This window comes from Noviherbaspirillum sp. ST9, assembly GCF_048799745.1.
Classification (GTDB): domain Bacteria; phylum Pseudomonadota; class Gammaproteobacteria; order Burkholderiales; family Burkholderiaceae_D; genus Noviherbaspirillum.
The window spans coordinates 187,664-205,458 of the sequence record NZ_JBLWFR010000003.1 but is presented as its reverse complement, the minus strand read 5'-3'; the positions used below and the strand labels follow the sequence as shown (position 1 = coordinate 205,458).

At 61.9% G+C, this 17,795-nt stretch carries 13 protein-coding genes; 7 read left to right on the top strand and 6 right to left on the bottom strand.

Annotation, left to right across the window (positions count from 1 at the left end; translation table 11 throughout):
* Positions 1 to 8: 8 nt before the first annotated feature.
* The gene (gene lptG, locus ACNOHI_RS07425) at positions 9 to 1,136 is read right to left on the bottom strand and encodes an LPS export ABC transporter permease LptG (protein ID WP_420474037.1); all 1,128 of its coding nucleotides are present in this window, start codon (positions 1,134 to 1,136) and stop codon (positions 9 to 11) included.
* Entirely contained in the window at positions 1,133 to 2,266 is a 1,134-nt protein-coding gene (gene lptF, locus ACNOHI_RS07420; protein WP_420474036.1) for an LPS export ABC transporter permease LptF, read from the bottom strand. The genes lptG and lptF overlap by 4 nt, the downstream gene beginning before the upstream one ends.
* Before the next feature lie 41 nt (positions 2,267 to 2,307).
* On the opposite strand from lptF, the gene ACNOHI_RS07415 reads away from it, so the two are divergent.
* The gene (locus ACNOHI_RS07415) at positions 2,308 to 3,816 is read left to right on the top strand and encodes a leucyl aminopeptidase (RefSeq protein WP_420474035.1); all 1,509 of its coding nucleotides are present in this window, start codon (positions 2,308 to 2,310) and stop codon (positions 3,814 to 3,816) included.
* A 43-nt stretch (positions 3,817 to 3,859) separates the two neighbouring features.
* On the opposite strand, the gene ACNOHI_RS07410 is transcribed toward ACNOHI_RS07415, so the two are convergent.
* Positions 3,860 to 4,804 carry a LysR family transcriptional regulator gene (locus ACNOHI_RS07410; RefSeq protein ID WP_420474034.1) on the bottom strand — a complete coding sequence of 315 codons (945 nt, stop codon included), beginning with the start codon at positions 4,802 to 4,804 and terminating at the stop codon, positions 3,860 to 3,862.
* A gap of 96 nt (positions 4,805 to 4,900) precedes the next feature.
* Between ACNOHI_RS07410 and ACNOHI_RS07405 the strand changes: the two genes are divergently transcribed.
* From ACNOHI_RS07405 to ACNOHI_RS07380, 6 genes are all read left to right on the top strand, one after another.
* On the top strand, positions 4,901 to 6,226 hold the full coding sequence (locus ACNOHI_RS07405; RefSeq protein ID WP_420474033.1) for an aspartate aminotransferase family protein: 1,326 nt from the start codon (positions 4,901 to 4,903) through the stop codon (positions 6,224 to 6,226).
* A gap of 18 nt (positions 6,227 to 6,244) precedes the next feature.
* A complete protein-coding gene (locus ACNOHI_RS07400; RefSeq protein ID WP_420474032.1) occupies positions 6,245 to 7,756 on the top strand; it encodes a CoA-acylating methylmalonate-semialdehyde dehydrogenase in 1,512 nt (503 codons plus the stop codon).
* A gap of 61 nt (positions 7,757 to 7,817) precedes the next feature.
* Positions 7,818 to 8,558: a phosphatase PAP2 family protein gene (locus ACNOHI_RS07395; protein ID WP_420474031.1), complete on the top strand. Its 741-nt coding sequence runs from the start codon at positions 7,818 to 7,820 to the stop codon at positions 8,556 to 8,558.
* 111 nt (positions 8,559 to 8,669) lie between these two features.
* Positions 8,670 to 9,002 carry an HPF/RaiA family ribosome-associated protein gene (locus ACNOHI_RS07390; protein WP_420474030.1) on the top strand — a complete coding sequence of 111 codons (333 nt, stop codon included), beginning with the start codon at positions 8,670 to 8,672 and terminating at the stop codon, positions 9,000 to 9,002.
* A gap of 70 nt (positions 9,003 to 9,072) precedes the next feature.
* Complete coding sequence (gene xth / locus ACNOHI_RS07385; RefSeq protein ID WP_420474029.1) at positions 9,073 to 9,843, top strand: exodeoxyribonuclease III; 771 nt, start codon at positions 9,073 to 9,075, stop codon at positions 9,841 to 9,843.
* 183 nt (positions 9,844 to 10,026) lie between these two features.
* On the top strand, positions 10,027 to 11,721 hold the full coding sequence (locus ACNOHI_RS07380; protein ID WP_420474028.1) for an AMP-binding protein: 1,695 nt from the start codon (positions 10,027 to 10,029) through the stop codon (positions 11,719 to 11,721).
* A 77-nt stretch (positions 11,722 to 11,798) separates the two neighbouring features.
* Here ACNOHI_RS07380 and ACNOHI_RS07375 read toward each other — a convergent pair whose 3' ends face one another.
* The 3 genes from ACNOHI_RS07375 to acnD all read right to left on the bottom strand — a co-directional run bounded on the left by ACNOHI_RS07375 (position 11,799) and on the right by acnD (position 17,791).
* Positions 11,799 to 13,685, bottom strand: coding sequence for a propionate--CoA ligase (locus tag ACNOHI_RS07375; protein ID WP_420474027.1), 1,887 nt, complete (start codon positions 13,683 to 13,685; stop codon positions 11,799 to 11,801).
* Between the two features lie 176 nt (positions 13,686 to 13,861).
* On the bottom strand, positions 13,862 to 15,049 hold the full coding sequence (gene prpF, locus ACNOHI_RS07370) for a 2-methylaconitate cis-trans isomerase PrpF (RefSeq protein WP_420474026.1): 1,188 nt from the start codon (positions 15,047 to 15,049) through the stop codon (positions 13,862 to 13,864).
* Positions 15,050 to 15,190: 141 nt separating this feature from the next.
* Positions 15,191 to 17,791 carry a Fe/S-dependent 2-methylisocitrate dehydratase AcnD gene (acnD, locus tag ACNOHI_RS07365; RefSeq protein ID WP_420474025.1) on the bottom strand — a complete coding sequence of 867 codons (2,601 nt, stop codon included), beginning with the start codon at positions 17,789 to 17,791 and terminating at the stop codon, positions 15,191 to 15,193.
* Positions 17,792 to 17,795: the final 4 nt, after the last annotated feature.

The window sequence follows — 17,795 nt, the reverse complement described above, 5'->3', positions numbered from 1 at the left end:
GATGCCTCCTAATGTTTCTGCACCCATAGCAATGCTGCTATGGCGACCAGCAGGAAGGTTGCACTCGGCAAGACGGCCGTCGCGAGCGGCGGCCAGGTATTGAGCAGGCCGAGGTGCGAGAACAGGCTGTTGAGCAGCTGGAAGCTCACGCCGATCATGATGCCGATGAAGATCTTCAGGCTGACGCCGCCCGCGCGGAAGTGCAGGTAGGCAAACGGCAGGGCCAGCGCCATCATCACCAGCACGGCGAGCGGATAGAACAGCTTTTTCCAGAAGGCGATTTCGTACCGCTCGGTGGTCTGCTTGTTTTCGGCGAGGTGCCGGGTATAGGTTGCGAGGCCGTAGGCAGACATCCGGTCGGGGTCGGCAAAGAGCACGGAGAGGATGTCCGGCGTGATTTCTGAAACGAGGTCGCGCGACGGCAATTGCCTGGTCGTCACGACCGAGGAAATATCTGTCGCGTTGCGCGGAAATACCGTTTCCGTCACGTTCGCCATGCGCCAAATGTTGTTGTTCCTGTATTCCGCCCGGTCGGCGGTCACCATTGCGGTCAAATGGAACTCGCGGTCGAACTCGTACATTTTCACGCCCTGCAATTGCCCTTCCGGCGTGACATCTGCCACGTTCAGGAAACGTGACCCAACCGGCTCTCCCTCGATGCCGTTTGCGCGAATCACATCCTTCGTCCACAGCCCGGTGCGGAATTCCTTGGACACGGTCGAGCCTTGCGCCTGCAGTTTCAGCCGCTCCCCCATCTCGCTGCTTGCCGGCGCAATGACTTCACCGAACAGGAAGGTGATCAGCACGAAGACAATGCCGACCTTGGCCAGCATCCACCCGGCCCGCCCGGTCGACAGCCCGGACGCACGCATGATGGTGAATTCGGACCTTGCCGCAAGCTGGGCGAGCGCGTAAATCGTTCCGATCAGGGCAGCAATCGGCATCAGGTCGTAGACATAACCCGGCAAACCCATCAGCACGTAAAGGAAAGCATGCTGCAACGCATAGCCACCGCGCCCGACCTGCGGCAATTCACTGATCAGGTCGAAGAAAGCGAACAGCGCTAGGAAGGCCACAAGTGCAAAGGCGACGGCGCCGACGACCTCCCTGGACACATAGCGGTCGAGCACCCTCATTGCGCACGCTCCTTCCTGAACAGCCAGGCACGCTTGAACGCCCCCCACATCGTTGCCGGATGATAGGGACTATTGACGAACAGCCGCCACGAGAAAAGCAGGACGATCAGAATTGCCGCCACCAGATGCAGCGGCCACCACGCCGCTTCGAAGGCGAGACGCTTCTGGACCACTGATGCCTGGAACACGCTCACCATATTGCTGTAGATGATGAACAGCAGCAGCGCAATCAGCAGGTTGCCCGACCGGCCACCGCGCGGATTCGCGAAACTCAGGGGAATCGCCAGCAGCATGAGCAGCAGGCCCATCAACGGGAGAGAAATACGCCAGAGGAGTTCCCCCGAATTGAAATTGTTCATATTCGCAAGCAATTCCGGCGTCGTCAGGGAGCGTGCCGACTGATCGCCGACCAGTGCCTGGGACTGGCGTGCCACCAGCACGCCGTAGCGTTCGAATTCCATTACCCGGAAATCCGCCTGGTTGCTCATGCCATCATAGCGACGCCCCTGGTCCATCACGAGGAACTTGTCGCCGCCTTCGTCCAGGGCGATCGAACCTTCCTTGGCGACGACGATCGTGTTGCGTCCGTCCTTGACCGTATTGACGAACACGTTCTGCACCTTGGTCGCATCGCCGCTGACCGCTTCGACGAAGAAGATGCGGTCGGCCGAAGAAGATTCCTGGAAGCGTCCCGGCGACACCTTCGCGATATCCTCGCGCTTCTGGAAACGTTCGCGGAACTCGGCGCTTTGCCTGTTAGCCCATGGCGTGACGAAGAAACTCAGGGCAATCACGACGGCGATGACAGGCAGTCCAAAGGACATGACCGGCTTGATCCAGCGCGACAGGGAAAGGCCGGATACAAACCAGACTACCATCTCCGAATCCTGATAACTTCGCGTTACGACAACAAGGACCGATATAAAGGATGTCAGAATGAGGATGATCGGCAGGTAGCGCAAGGCGGCAAAGCCGATGAGCGCGATCACGTCCGCCGATGCGACCTTGCCTCCGGCCGCCTGGCCGAGGATCTTGATCAGCATGACAGTAATCGTGATCGTGAAAAGCGTGGTGAAGACAGCGCCTGCGGTACTTACCAATTCGCGTCGGAGAGCGCGCTGAAAGATCATTGAATAGAAGACTATAATTGCGTCTGGAGAAGGAGTGACTTATGGACTTTAGCATAAAACCAATCGAGGCTAAAACCGGCCTCGCGGCAGTAAAAACCGGCTGCCTCGCAGTCGGCGTATTTGAAGACAAGAAACTCACTGCAGCCGCGAAGGAACTGGACCGTAAGGGTGCCGTTACCGCCGCGCTGAAATCCGGCGACATTACCGGCAAGGCGGGCAGCACGCTGCTGCTGCGTGGACTGGACGGCGTTGCCGCCGAGCGCGTACTGCTGGTCGGCCTCGGCAATGACGCCTCCGTATCTGAAAAGAATTTCCTCTCCGCGGCGCAGGCCGCCGCGCGTGCGTTTTCCAATCTCGGCGCGAGCGACGGGGCGATTGCCTTCCCTTTTGAGGAAATCAAGAATCGTGACGTATCCAGCGCCGTGCGAGGCGCGGTGCTCGCCATCCGCGATGCGAACTACCGCTTCGACCAGACCAAGAGCAAGAAGGACCCCGAAAAAGGCGGCGTGAAGAAGGTCGCCTTCCTGACGTCCGCGGGCGCAGCTGCAGCAGCAAAGACCGCCGTCGCACAGGCAAGCGCGGTGGCGAACGGCATCGCGCTGACCAAGGACCTCGGCAACCTGCCTTCCAACATCTGCACGCCGACCTACCTTGCCGGCGTGGCCAAGAAACTGGCGAAGGACTTCAAGTTCGGCGTTGAAGTCCTCGACCGCAAGCAGATCGAAGCGCTCAAGATGGGCAGCTTCCTGTCAGTGACCAAGGGCAGCGACGAGCCGCCGAAGTTCATCGTCATCAAGTACAACGGCGGCAAACCGAAGGATGCGCCGATCGTGCTGGTCGGCAAGGGCATTACCTTCGACACCGGCGGCATTTCGATCAAGCCCAGCGCCAGCATGGACGAGATGAAGTACGACATGTGCGGCGCGGCTTCGGTGCTCGGCACCTTCCGCGCGCTCGGGGAGCTCGGCCTCAAACTGAACGTCGTCGGCGTCATCCCGACCTGCGAAAACATGCCTTCGGGCCGCGCGTCCAAGCCGGGCGATGTCGTGACCTCCATGTCCGGCCAGACCATCGAAATCCTGAACACCGATGCCGAAGGCCGTCTGATCCTGTGTGACGCGCTCACGTATGTGGAGCGCTTCAAGCCGGCAGTGGTGGTCGACATCGCAACGCTGACCGGCGCCTGCGTCACCGCCCTCGGCCATCACAATACCGGCCTGTTCACGCGTCATGACGAAGCGCACGATGCGCTGGCGGAGGAATTGCTCGCCGCGGGCAAGGCTACCGGCGATACTGCCTGGCGCATGCCCATCGAGGACGCCTATCAGGAACAGCTGAAGTCCAACTTCGCGGATATGGCCAACATTGGCGGCCCGCCTGGCGGTAGCATCACGGCGGCGTGCTTCCTGGAGCGGTACACCAAGAAGTACACCTGGGCGCATCTCGATATCGCCGGCACGGCATGGAAGAGCGGCGCCGCGAAGGGCGCGACCGGCCGTCCGGTGCCCCTGCTGACCACCTTCCTGATCAACAGGGCGAACGGCAAGTAAGCCTCATCAACGCTGCGGGCACGTCGCACGTGCCCGCGCTTCTTTACATCCCCTGCTCCCGCATCTTTCCATGCGCCTGCAACAGGCAGTCATGGAACACCTGCGTCACCCGCTGCGGCGCCGGCGACTGCCGGATCGCGCTCACGAAGCTGCATTCATACCGGAAAAGTGACGGTTTGACCGCGCTCATCAATCCGGCCGCCTCGAAACTCTTCGCATAATGATCCGGCAGGAATCCGAGGAAATCGCCTGACAGGATCAGCGTCGCGATGGACTCCTGGTCGAAACCGGTTGCCTTCCGCGCGAGCCGGACGCGCTGGCTGATTTCCATGTTGGGGGAGTGGTAGCCGAGCCCGGCGAAACGGTAGCTGTTGAGGCTCTTCCACGTCAGCTGCTCGTTGCGCACCTTGAATAACGGGTGCTTGCTGCCGCAGTAAAGCAGCATGGTTTCGCCGAACAGTTCGTTGTACTGCAGGCTTGCAGAGTTCCGGTGCACAGGAATGATGCCGACCTGGAATTGCCCGTCGATGACGCCGCGCTCGATGGTATTCATTGGCGCGACGTGCATGTTCAGGGACACGTCCGGCGCCTGTTTGGTGAACAGTGCAATGGCGTCGCCGATCCGCGCCGCCGGATTGCTCGCCGTCTTGTCGAAAATCGCCACATTGAGTTGCCCGCCGAGCCTGCTGTGGATGTCGTCCACGCTGCGAATGAACGCATCGGTTGCCGCCAGCACGCGTTGCGTTTCCTGGTAGATCCGGTCGCCTTCCGCTGTCGTGGAAAAGCCGCTGCGCCCACGGTGGCACAAGGTCAGTCCGAGGCGCGTTTCCAGGTCCTTCACATGTTTGCTGATGGTCGAAATGCTGATGTTCAATTCCAGCTCGGCCGCCGCCATGCCGCCGCAATCGACCACACTCTTGAACACCCGCAACAGGCGCATATCGGTATCGCTGAGCTGGCCGAGGATGGCGCGTCTTTTCACTTGCATAAATCTTCAAGTAAACATTGATATTTGAGTATTTATGATAGTAACACGCAGGTTCAGAATAAGACGGTTAAACCAACAGGATGGATTGGAGCGGACATGAGTCATACAAACACCAACGCAGAGTGGCTGGAAGCACACTGGATGCCCTTTACGGGCAACCGCAATTTCAAGGCATCGCCGCGCATGATCGCGAGCGCTTCTGGTGCCTATTACACGGACAGCGACGGCCGCAGGATTTTCGACGGCCTGTCGGGACTCTGGTGCAGCGGGCTCGGCCATGGGCGCAAGGAAATCACTGAGGCTGCGCGCAAGCAGCTGGATACCCTCGACTATTCGCCGGCATTCCAGCATGGACATGCCCTCTCCTTCGAGCTGGCCAACCGGATCAAGGAACTCGTTCCGGCCGGCCTCGACTATGTGTTCTTCACCGGCTCCGGCTCCGAAGCTGCCGACACCTCGTTGAAAATGGCTCGGGCCTATTGGCGCGCCAAGGGACAGGCCAGCAAGACCCGCCTGATCGGCCGCGAAAAGGGCTACCACGGCGTCAACTTCGGCGGCATCTCCGTCGGCGGCATCGTCGGCAACCGCAAGACCTTCGGGCAAGGCGTCGAGGCAGACCACCTGCCGCATACCATGCTGCCGCAGAATGCCTTCTCGCGCGGCATGCCGGAACAAGGCGCTGAACTCGCCGATCAGCTGCTCAACCTGATCGCCCTGCATGACGCCTCCAACATCGCCGCCGTCATCGTCGAGCCCTTCTCCGGCTCCGCGGGCGTCATCATCCCGCCCAAGGGCTACCTGAAGCGCCTGCGCGAGATCTGCACGCAGAACAACATCCTGCTGATTTTCGATGAGGTGATTACGGGCTTCGGCCGCAGCGGCGCGATGACCGGTGCGGAAGCATTCGACGTCACACCGGACATCATGAACGTCGCCAAGCAAGTGACGAACGGTGCGCAGCCTCTGGGCGCGGTGATCGCGAAGAAGGAAATCTACGACACCTTCATGCAGACCGGCGGTCCGGAATACATGCTGGAATTCCCGCACGGTTATACCTACTCCGCCCACCCGGTCGCCTGCGCCGTCGGCCTGGCAGCGCTCGACATCCTGGTGAAGGAAAACATGATCCAGCGCGTGCGCGAGCTGGCGCCGCATTTCGAGAATGCCGTGCACAGCCTCAAGGGCAGCAAGCACGTCGTCGACATCCGCAACTACGGCCTCGCCGCCGGCCTGACGATCGCAGCCGCACCGGGCGAGCCGGCAAAACGCCCGTATGAAATCGCGATGAAGTGCTGGAAGAAAGGCTTCTACGTCCGCTACGGCGGCGACACCATCCAGCTTGCGCCGCCTTTCATTGCCACGCGCGAGGAAATCGACTCACTCATCAACGCCCTCGGCGAAGCCATCAACGAAACCGCCTGACAAGAACAAGGATCATTCATGAGCAACATCATCGGCCACTACATCCACGGCGAACACGTATCGCGCGGCGAGCGCACTGCCCCTGTCTTCAACCCGGCCACCGGCGTCTCCGACAAGAAGGTGCGCCTCGCCGACAAGTCGACGGTCGAAGAAGCGATCGCGTCCGCTGAAAAGGCCTACCCCGCATGGCGCAACACGCCGCCGCTGAAGCGCGCACGTGTCATGAGCCGCCTGAAGCAGCTGCTGGAAGAAAATGCGGACAAGATCTGCGCCATGATCACGGCGGAGCACGGCAAGGTCCTCAGCGACGCGATGGGCGAATTGCAGCGCGGCATCGAGAATGTCGAGTACGCGAGCTACGCACCGGAACTCCTCAAGGGCGAACACAGCAAGAACGTCGGCCCCGCCATCGATTCGTGGAGCGAATTCCAGCCGTTGGGCGTGACGGCCGGCATCACACCGTTCAACTTCCCCGCCATGGTGCCGCTATGGATGTGGCCGATGGCTGTCGCCTGCGGCAATACCTTCGTGCTGAAGCCTTCCGAACGTGATCCATCCGCCGCCGTGCTAATCGCCGAACTTGCGCTGGAAGCCGGACTGCCTCCAGGTGTGCTGAACGTGGTCAATGGCGACAAGGAAGCCGTGGACACCCTGCTTACCGATCCGCGCGTGCAGGCGGTCAGCTTTGTCGGCTCGACGCCGATTGCGCAGTATGTCTATGCAACCGGCACGGCGCACGGCAAGCGCGTGCAGGCGCTGGGCGGCGCGAAGAACCATGCCGTCGTCATGCCCGACGCGGACATCGGCAGCGCAGTCAATGCGCTGATGGGCGCGGCCTTCGGTTCCTGCGGCGAGCGCTGCATGGCGGTGCCGCTCGTGGTGGCCGTCGGTGACGCCACGGCAGAGGCCGTCATTGCCGGCCTGAAGGCAGAAATCGCCAAGATGAAAGTCGGCCCCGGCACCGACACGGGCAACGACATGGGCCCGCTCGTCACGCGTGAGCACTACGAAAAGGTGAAGGGCTACGTCGATACCGGCGTCGCCGAAGGCGCCACGCTGCTGGTCGACGGCCGCACGCTTGACGTGCGCGATGCGAACGGCGAACGCAACAACGGCTATTTCCTTGGCCCCTGCCTGTTCGATAACGTGAAGCCCGGCATGCGCATCTACCAGGAAGAAATCTTTGGTCCGGTGCTCGGCGTGGTACGTGTTGCTTCGCTGGAAGAAGCAATGGCCCTGATCAACGCCCACGAGTACGGCAACGGCACCTGCATCTTCACCCGAGATGGCGAGGCTGCCCGCTACTTCTGCGACAACATCCTTGTCGGCATGGTGGGCGTCAATGTTCCGCTGCCGGTGCCGGTTGCCTACCACTCCTTCGGTGGATGGAAGCGCTCGCTCTTCGGCGACCTGAATGCCTACGGGCCGGACGCCGTGCGCTTCTACACGCGGCGCAAGACGATCACACAGCGCTGGCCGGCCTCCAACGATCCGGGGCGCGCAATGTTCAGCTTCCCGTCCAGCCGCTGATGAAACTGTTTTTCCCTCGCACGATCAAGTAAGGACAACAAGCTTGTCGCGAGGGAAAACGATGCAACTCCTCCTTGGCCGGCTGGCAGACGCATTCCGCCAGCTGGCCGGTCTCCTCAGGCGCGTGAGGCCGGCAGAAAAGTCCACGCTCCTTGCCGCTTTCGTTTCGGCAATCTCCGTGTTTGCCTTCGTCGAGATCGCCGATGACGTGACCGAGGGCGACACGCTTGCCTTCGACCAAAAGGTCCTGCTTTTCTTTCGCAATCCCGCAGACCATTCCGATCCGCTCGGACCGCCCTGGCTTGAAGGGGTGATGCGTGACTTCACTGCGCTCGGCGGCATTCCGGTGCTGACGACATTCACCGCGCTGGTCGTCGGCTTCTTGTTGTTGAGCGGCCGGCGCCGGTCTGCCTGGATGGTCGCCGTTTCGGTCCTCGGCGGCATCATCCTCAGCAACCTGCTGAAGTGGGGTTTCGACCGGCCTCGCCCCGACCTCGTGCCCCACGCAATGGCCGTCTATTCGCAAAGTTTTCCCAGCGGGCACGCGATGCTGTCCGCCGTCGTCTACCTGACGCTGGGCGCGCTGCTCGCACGGACGGAAAGCGATATCCGCGTCAAGGTCTATCTGCTCGGCGCTGCCTGCCTGTTGACCATGATTGTCGGCATCAGCCGGATTTACCTCGGCGTGCACTGGCCCACGGATGTGCTTGCCGGCTGGGCCGTCGGCGCCGGGTGGGCGCTCGTGACATGGCTGGTCATGCTGTGGCTGCAAGGCCGCGGGAAAGTCGAAGCGGCGCATTAGCATGGCTGTATACTTCCATTTTCCGGATAGCTTCCTCCCGTTTTCTCAGGTTTTTATGCAGGCCGCGATCGGCGACACTGGTGTCTCCATCTTGATGAAAGGAGATGCCCCATGGACGTGCAGATGGTTGCCCAGGAATTTGCGCTCACCCCTTCCCTGCGCGAGCACCTGGAACACCGGTTGCGCCTGGCCTTCGCGCGCACGCGCAACCGGATAGGCCGTATTGTCGTCCGCTTGCGCGACCTGAACGGCCCGCGCGGCGGCCGCGACATGATGTGCCAGGTCAGCGTCAGCATCCCCGGACGACCGGAAGTGGTGATCCACGAGGTGCAGGAAGACATGTACAACGCGATTGACTTCGCCTTCAAGCGCGCGGCGTATCGCGTTATGCGCCTTGTGACGCGCAAGCGCGAAGTGCAACGTGAGATGCCGCAAGGCGAGTAACCAGGGCGGCAAGGCGAGTTTCGAGGTTGCGGTATGATGCCGGTCTGCAGACCGAACCGAACACGACCTTATGAAGCTCGCCACCTGGAACGTCAACTCCCTCAAAGTCCGCCTGCCGCAAGTCCTGCAATGGCTGTCCGACAGTCCCGTCGATATTCTCTGCCTGCAGGAAACCAAGCTTACCGACGACAAGTTTCCGATTGCGGAACTCGAAGCGGCCGGCTACCAGGTCGCATTCACCGGCCAGAAGACCTACAACGGTGTCGCCATCCTTTCGAAGCATCCGATGAGCGAGATCGTGCGCAACAACCCGCGTTTCGAGGATGAACAGCAACGCATCATTGCCGCCACCATTGAAGGCATGCGCGTGGTGTGCGCCTACATCCCGAACGGGCAGTCGGTCGGCTCTGACAAGTACCAGTACAAACTGCGGTGGCTCGACGCGCTGCACAGCTGGCTCGCCGATGAAATGAAGGCGCACGACAACCTCGCGCTGCTGGGCGATTACAACATCGCACCGGAAGATCGCGACGTACATGATCCGAAAGCCTGGGAAGGCCAGGTGCTGGTGTCGGATGCGGAGCGCGCGGAGTTCAGACGGCTGCTTGACCTTGGATTCAAGGATGCATTCAGGCTCTTCGAGCAACCGGAAAAAATGTATAGCTGGTGGGACTACCGGATGATGGCTTTCCGCCGGAATATGGGGTTGCGCATCGACCATATCCTGCTGTCGCCGGCGCTGGCCTCGCATTGCACCGAGTGTATGATCGACAAGGTGCCGCGCAAGTGGGAACAGCCATCCGACCATACCCCGGTCGTTGCGACAATCGATCTGGCGTAGGAGTGCGATTGACGTCCGCATGACAGACGTTGACGTATACGTAAAGTAAAGTCATTCGACCCGACCACAACCGGCACGGCGGACGCCTCGTCTCCTGCATGCCTCCGGTCGGTTTGACGCCGGGCCTGCCGCCGTTCAAGCGGCTGCCCGATTATCTTTACACTCCTTTCCGGCGATCCCATCATGACTGGTCTCGACGCATTCTTGCATGCACGAAATTTCCTCCTGAACCATCGCACCGACTACGACACGGCCTACGGCGAGTTCCGCTGGCCGGCACTTACCGAATTCAACTGGGCGCTCGACTACTTTGACTCCATGGCGCAGGGCAACGACAAGCCCGCACTGTGGGTTCTGGGCGAAGATGGTTCCGAACAGAAATTGAGTTTTGCCGAACTGTCGTCGCGCTCCAATCGCACCGCCAATTACCTGCGCAGTCTCGGCGTGCGGCGCGGCGACCGCATCCTGATGATGCTCGGCAATGAAGTACCGCTATGGGAAACCATGCTGGCAGCGATGAAGCTCGGGGCGGTCCTGATTCCTGCGACGACCTTGCTGTCGCAGGAAGATCTCCGCGACCGCATCGACCGCGGCAACGTCAAGCACATGATCATCGGCGCAGCGCACGTCGACAAACTGGCCGGCCTTGCCGATCATTGCACGCGCATCTGTGTCGGTGCGCAGCCCGAGGGATGGCGCGCCTTCGATTACAGCGCGCATTCCGACACCTTCACGCCAGACGGCCCGACGAAGGCAAGCGACCCGCTGCTGCTGTACTTCACCTCCGGCACGACGTCCAAACCGAAGCTCGTGCTGCATTCGCACCAGAGCTATCCGGTCGGCCACCTGTCGACGATGTACTGGATCGGCCTGCAGCCGGGAGACGTGCACTTGAACATTTCCTCGCCCGGCTGGGCCAAGCACGCATGGAGCTGTTTCTTCGCGCCATGGAACGCCGGCGCCTGCATCTTCATCTACAACTATGCACGCTTCAATGCCAAGGCCATGCTTGGCGTCCTGGAGCGCTGCCAGGTGACGACGATGTGCGCACCGCCAACTGTGTGGCGCATGCTGATCCAGGAAGACCTGAGCAGCTATCGCGGACGACTGAAGCTGCGTGAAGTGATCGGCGCCGGTGAGCCGCTCAATCCCGAGATCATCGACCAGGTACGCAATGCCTGGGAACTCACCTTGCGCGACGGCTTCGGCCAGACCGAGACCACGGCGCAGATCGGCAACACGCCCGGTCAACGGCTCAAGCCCGGTTCCATGGGCCGCCCCCTGCCCGGCTACCGGGTCGCCCTGCTCGATCCCGACGATCGCGAAGCGAGCGAAGGCGAGGTGTCCCTCAAGCTGGCCCCCGCACCGTTGGGTCTCATGCTCGGCTACATGGACAGCCCGGAAAAAACGGCTGAAGTTACGCGCAACGGTTACTACCGCACCGGCGACGTTGCCAGCCGCGACGAGGACGGTTACATCACCTACGTCGGCCGCGCTGACGATGTCTTCAAGGCATCGGATTACCGGATCAGTCCGTTCGAACTGGAAAGCGTCCTGATCGAGCATCCGGCGATCGTGGAAGCAGCGGTGGTCCCCAGCCCCGACCCGATCCGTCTTGCGGTACCGAAGGCTTTCGTCGTGCTGGCGGAAGGCTACGTGCCGAGCGCCGAACTGGCAAAGGACATCTTCACCTTCCTGCGCGCAGGCCTCGCGCCCTACAAGCGTATCCGCCGCCTCGAATTCGCCGACTTGCCGAAGACGATCTCGGGCAAGATCCGCCGCGTCGAGCTTCGCAACAACGAAGCCTCGCTGCGCGCAAAAGGCGAAAAGGCAGAGCGCGAGTATTTCGAGGACGACTTTCCTGAACTGAAGGGCTGATAAACAACAAAGCCACCTCTCGGTGGCTTTGTTGTTTTGGGCAGGCCACGCGCGACAGCGTGACCTTTATCGAGCGATCAAGCAGACAGAACCGTCTTGATCTGCTGCAGCGAGTTCGGATCCTCAATGGTCGTAAGGTCGCCAGGATCGCGGCCTTCGCAAATCGCCTGGATGGAACGGCGCAGCAGCTTGCCGGAACGTGTCTTGGGCAACAGGTTGACGAAGTGCACGCGGGCGGGACGCGCCACCGCACCCAACTGCTTGTCCACCACCGCCATCACTTCCGCCTCGAGTGCCTTCCTCGCTTCCGGTGTCGCAGCCGCGTCGGCGTTCTTCAGGATGGCAAACGCGACGGCGACCTGCCCCTTCAACTTGTCTTCGACGCCGACCACGGCGACTTCCGACACATTCGGATGGCTGGAGATGCTTTCCTCGATCTCGCGCGTGCCGAGGCGATGGCCGGCGACGTTGATCACGTCGTCGGTACGGCCGAGGATGAAGTAGTAACCGTCAGCGTCGCGAATGCCCCAGTCAAAGGTGGAATATACCGGCTGCTTGAAGTTCGACCAATAGGTCTTCACGAAGCGCTCGTCGTCGCCATAGACCGTCTGCATGCAGCCAGGGGGCAGCGGTCCGTCGATGACGACCACGCCCTTCTCATTCGGCCCGCACACCTCGCCGGTCGATTCGTTGAGCACTTTCACGTTGTAGCCGTACATCGGCACACCGGGGCTGCCGAGACGCGTCGGCGTATCCTGCACTGCCTTGGCAACCGACATGATCGGCCAGCCGGTTTCGGTCTGCCAGTAGTTGTCGATGATGGGCACGCCCAGCTCGCCGGAAATCCACGCCGAGGTCGTCTCGTCCAGTGGTTCACCAGCAAGATAAAGCGCCTTCAGTGAGGACAGGTCGTACTTCTTCATGAATTCCGGCGGCTGCTTCTTCAGCACGCGCACTGCGGTCGGTGCGGAGAACATGCGTGTGACCTTGTACTTCTCGACGATGCTCCACCAGATGCCAGCGTCGGGGCGAATTGGCAGGCCTTCGTACATGATCGTTGCCATGCCGGCGATCAGCGGACCGTAGACGATGTACGAGTGGCCGACCACCCAGCCGATGTCGGAGGTGGAGAAATAGGCCTCACCCGGATTGCCGCAGAAGATGTACTTCATGGACGCGGCCAGTGCGACGGCATAACCGCCGACGTCACGCTGCACCCCCTTCGGCTTGCCCGTGGTGCCCGAGGTGTAGAGGATGTAGGACATCTCGTTCGACTCGAGCCACTCGACAGGCACCTCGGCCTTGAGGTTCTGTTCGCGCAACGTCGAGTAATCGACATCGCGGCCGGCGACGAGGTCCATCGGCACCAGGCCGCGGTTGACGAGCAGCACATGGGCTGGCTTGTGTTCGGCCAGGTTGATCGCTTCGTCCAGCAGCGGCTTGTAGGGAACCGACTTGCCGCCGCGCGAGCCCGCATCCGCGGAGACGATGAGCTTCGGCTTCGCGTCATCGATGCGGGTGGCAAGGCTGTTGGAGGCAAAGCCGCCGAACACCACTGAGTGCACGGCGCCAATGCGCGCGCAGGCCAGCATCGCAAATGCAGCCTCGGCAATCATCGGCATGTAGATCAGCACGCGGTCACCCTTGCCGACGCCGAGCGACTGCATCATCGCCGCGGTGCGCATCACTTCCGACTGAAGTTCCTTGAAGCTGTACACCTTCTCGGTATTCGTTTCGGTGGAGATGGCGATCAGCGCCGGCTTGTCGCCCTGCTTCTCCGCCCAGCGATCGACTGCGTTATGGCAGAGGTTGGTCTTGCCGCCGACGAACCATTTCGTGAAAGGCGGTTTGCTGTAGTCGAGCACCTGCTTGTAGGGCTCTTTCCAGTCGATGAGTTTGGCTTCGTTGTCCCAGAAGGCCTGGGGATTTTCGATGGAATTCTTGTAGAAGTCTGCGAAGTTCATGATGCCCCCGAATCAGATTGGATGCGTGCGATGACGACCTGCACGTGGAATGATTTTTATTGTGTGTCAGTATGCGCAGAACGACTTACTCTGCACTTACGTGGCAGTGAAAACTGCGTAAAAAAAGCGCATCGACGAGAGTGCCGATGCGCTTCTTTCATCATGGCAATTGCCTCTTAGAATGCGTCGCCGGGAACGCGCACCCAGCCTTCCATGAGGATGCGCGAACTGCGGCTCATGATGGCCTTGGTGACGCACCATTCGCCATCGACCCTAGCCGCTTCCGCGCCGACACGCAAGGTGCCGGAGGGATGGCCGAAGCGGACGGCATTGCGCTCGCCGCCACCGGCGGCGATGTTGACCAGCGTGCCGGGAATGGCTGCGGCGGTGCCGATGGCGACGGCGGCCGTCCCCATCATCGCGTGGTGCAGCTTGCCCATGGAGAGCGCACGCACCAGCAGGTCGACGTCGCCGGCGGACACGGTCTTGCCGCTGGAGGACACATAGTCCTTCGGCTTTGCGACAAAGGCGATCTTCGGCGTGTGCTGGCGGGTTGCCGCTTCTTCCGGCGTCTTGATGAGGCCCATGCGCAAGGCGCCGGCCACGCGGATTTTTTCGAATTTCGCCAGTGCGGCGGCATCGGTGTTGATCTGCTCGCGCAGCTCGGTGCCGGTGTAGCCGATCTCTTCGGCATTCACGAACACGGTGGGGATGCCGGCGCTGATCATGGTGGCCTTGAGCGTGCCGATGCCGGGCACCTCGAGGTCGTCCACCAGGTTACCCGTGGGGAACATCGAGCCGCCCTCTTCCGCGTCGTCCGACGGATTCATGAACTCCAGCACGATTTCCGCAGCAGGGAAGGTCACGCCGTCCAGTTCAAAGTCACCGGTTTCCTGCACCTGGCCATTGGTGATGGGAACGTGGGCAATGATGGTCTTCTTGATATTGGCCTGCCAGATGCGGACCACGCAGGTGCCGTTCTCGGGAATGCGCGAAGGATCGACGAGGCCCGCATGAATCGCGAACGAGCCGGCGGCCGTGGAGAGGTTGCCGCAGTTGCCGCTCCAGTCGACAAAGGCCTTGTCGATGGAAATCTGGCCATAGAGGTAGTTCACGTCGTGACCAGGCACGTCGCTCTTGGAGAGGATCACGCATTTGGAGGTGGACGACGTCGCACCGCCCATGCCGTCGATGTGCGCCGAGTACGGATCGGGGCTGCCGATCACGCGCATGAAGAGGTTGTCGCGGGCCTTGCCCGGCACCTGGCAGCGCTCGGGCAAATCCTGCAGGCGGAAGAATACGCCTTTGCTGGTGCCGCCACGGATGTAGGTGGCGGGGATTTTGATTTGGGGTGCGTGGGGCATCGGATATGTTTCCTGTTCTAGAGAACACCCCTCCCCCTTCAAGGGGGAGGTTGGGAGGGGGATGGGTTTCTCTCATGTGCTACCGAAACCCATCCCCACCCTAGCCCTCCCCTTGAAGGGGAGGGAACGTACAGAGGGTGCTTACGCCGCCTTCGACTCCGACGAAGCCAGGAAGTCCTGCGCAAACCGCTGCAGCACGCCGCCCGCATCGTAGATCGACACTTCCTCTGCCGTATCGAGGCGGCAGGTCACCGGCACTTCCACGCGCTCACCGTTCTTGCGGACGATCACGAGCGTGAGGTCTGCGCGCGGCTTGCGCTCGCCGATCACGTCGAAGGTTTCGGTGCCGTCGATCTTCAGCGTCAGCCGGTTGGTGCCCGGCTTGAACTCGAGCGGCAATACGCCCATGCCGATCAGGTTGGTGCGGTGGATACGCTCGAAGCCTTCGGCCACGATCGCTTCCACGCCCGCGAGGCGCACGCCCTTGGCCGCCCAGTCACGGGAGGAACCCTGGCCGTAATCCGCCCCGGCGATGATGATCAGCGGCTGCTTGCGCTCCATGTAGGTCTCGATGGCTTCCCACATGCGCGTGACCTTGCCTTCCGGCTCGATGCGCGCCAGCGAACCCTTCTTCACCTTGCCGTCGACCGTGACCATCTCGTTCAACAGCGTCGGATTGGCGAAGGTTGCGCGCTGCGCGGTGAGGTGATCGCCGCGGTGCGTCGCGTAGGAGTTGAAGTCTTCCTCCGGCAGGCCCATCTTGGCGAGATACTCGCCCGCTGCGCTGTCCGGCAGGATGGCGTTGGACGGCGACAGGTGGTCGGTGGTGATGTTGTCGCCGAGGACCGCCAGCGGGCGCATGCCCTTGAGCGTGCGCTCGCCTGCCAGCGCGCCTTCCCAGTACGGCGGACGGCGGATGTAGGTGCTCTGCGGACGCCAGTCGTACAGCGGGCTGACCGACGTGGCGGTCGTCGCACGCTGGTCGAACATCGGGATGTAGACCTTGTTGAACATCTCCGGCTTCACCGACGCCTTGACGATGGCGTCGATCTCTTCGTCCGACGGCCAGAGGTCCTTCAGCGTGATCGGCTTGCCGTTCGCGTCGGTGCCGAACGCATCGCGTTCGATGTCGAAACGCACCGTACCGGCAATCGCGTAGGCGACGACCAGCGGCGGCGAGGCCAGGAAGGCCTGCTTCGCGTACGGATGGATGCGGCCGTCGAAGTTGCGGTTGCCGGACAGCACGGCGGTCGCGTACAGGTCGCGGTCGATGATCTCCTGCTGGATCTTCGGATCGAGGGCACCGGACATGCCGTTGCAGGTGGTGCAGGCAAAGGCGACGATGCCGAAGCCGAGCTTTTCGAGATCCTGCGTCAGGCCGGCTTCGTCGAGATACAGTTCCACGGCCTTGGAGCCGGGCGCCAGCGAGGTCTTTACCCACGGCTTGCGGGTGAGGCCCATGCGATTCGCATTGCGCGCCAGCAGCGCGGCGGCAATCACGTTGCGCGGATTGGAGGTGTTGGTGCAGCTGGTGATCGCAGCGATGATCACGGCACCGTCCGGCATCTGGCCCGGGACTTCTTCCCACTTGCCGGCGATGCCCTTGGCGGCGAGGTCGGCCGTCGCGACGCGTGCATGCGGATTCGACGGGCCGGCCATGTTGCGCACCACGGAGGACAGGTCGAACTTCAGCACGCGCTCATAGACCGCGTTCTTCAGCGTGTCGGACCACAGTCCGGCTTCCTTCGCATAGGTCTCGACCAGCTTGACCTGCTCCGGAGAGCGGCCGGTCAGCGTCAGGTATTCCAGCGTCTGCTGGTCGATGGAGAACATCGCCGCGGTCGCGCCGTATTCTGGGGCCATGTTGGAAATCGTTGCACGGTCGCCCAGGGTCAGCGACGAAGCACCTTCGCCGTAAAACTCGAGGTAGGAGCCGACGACCTTCGACTTGCGCAGGAATTCGGTGAGCGCGAGCACGATGTCGGTGGCGGTGATGCCCGGCTGGCGCTTGCCCGTCAGTTCAACGCCGACGATTTCCGGCAGGCGCATCCAGGACGCGCGGCCGAGCATGACGTTTTCGGCTTCCAGGCCGCCGACGCCGACGGCGATCACGCCCAGCGCATCGACGTGCGGCGTGTGGCTGTCGGTGCCCACGCAGGTGTCGGGAAAGGCGACGCCATCCTTGGCATGGATGACCGGCGACATCTTTTCCAGGTTGATCTGGTGCATGATGCCGTTGCCGGCGGGGATCACGTCCACGTTCTTGAACGCATCCTTGGTCCATTCGATGAAGTGGAAGCGGTCTTCGTTGCGGCGATCCTCGATCGCGCGGTTCTTCTCGAAAGCTTGCGGATCGAAGCCGCCGCACTCGACGGCGAGCGAGTGGTCGACGATCAGCTGCACCGGCACGACGGGATTGACCTTGGCCGGGTCGCCGCCCTGGTCGGCGATGGCGTCACGCAGGCCGGCGAGGTCGACCAGCGCGGTCTGGCCGAGGATGTCGTGGCAGACGACGCGCGCCGGGAACCACGGGAAGTCGCGCTCACGCTTGACCTCGATGATCTGCTTCAGGCATTCGGTGAGGATGGAGGGCTCGCAGCGGCGCACGAGGTTTTCGGCATGCACGCGAGAGGTATAGGGCAGCTTTTCCCAGGCGCCCGGCTGGATGGCCTCGACCGCAGCGCGCGCATCGAAGTAGTCCAGATTGGTGCCCGGAAGGGGTTTGCGGTATGCGGTATTCATGGGA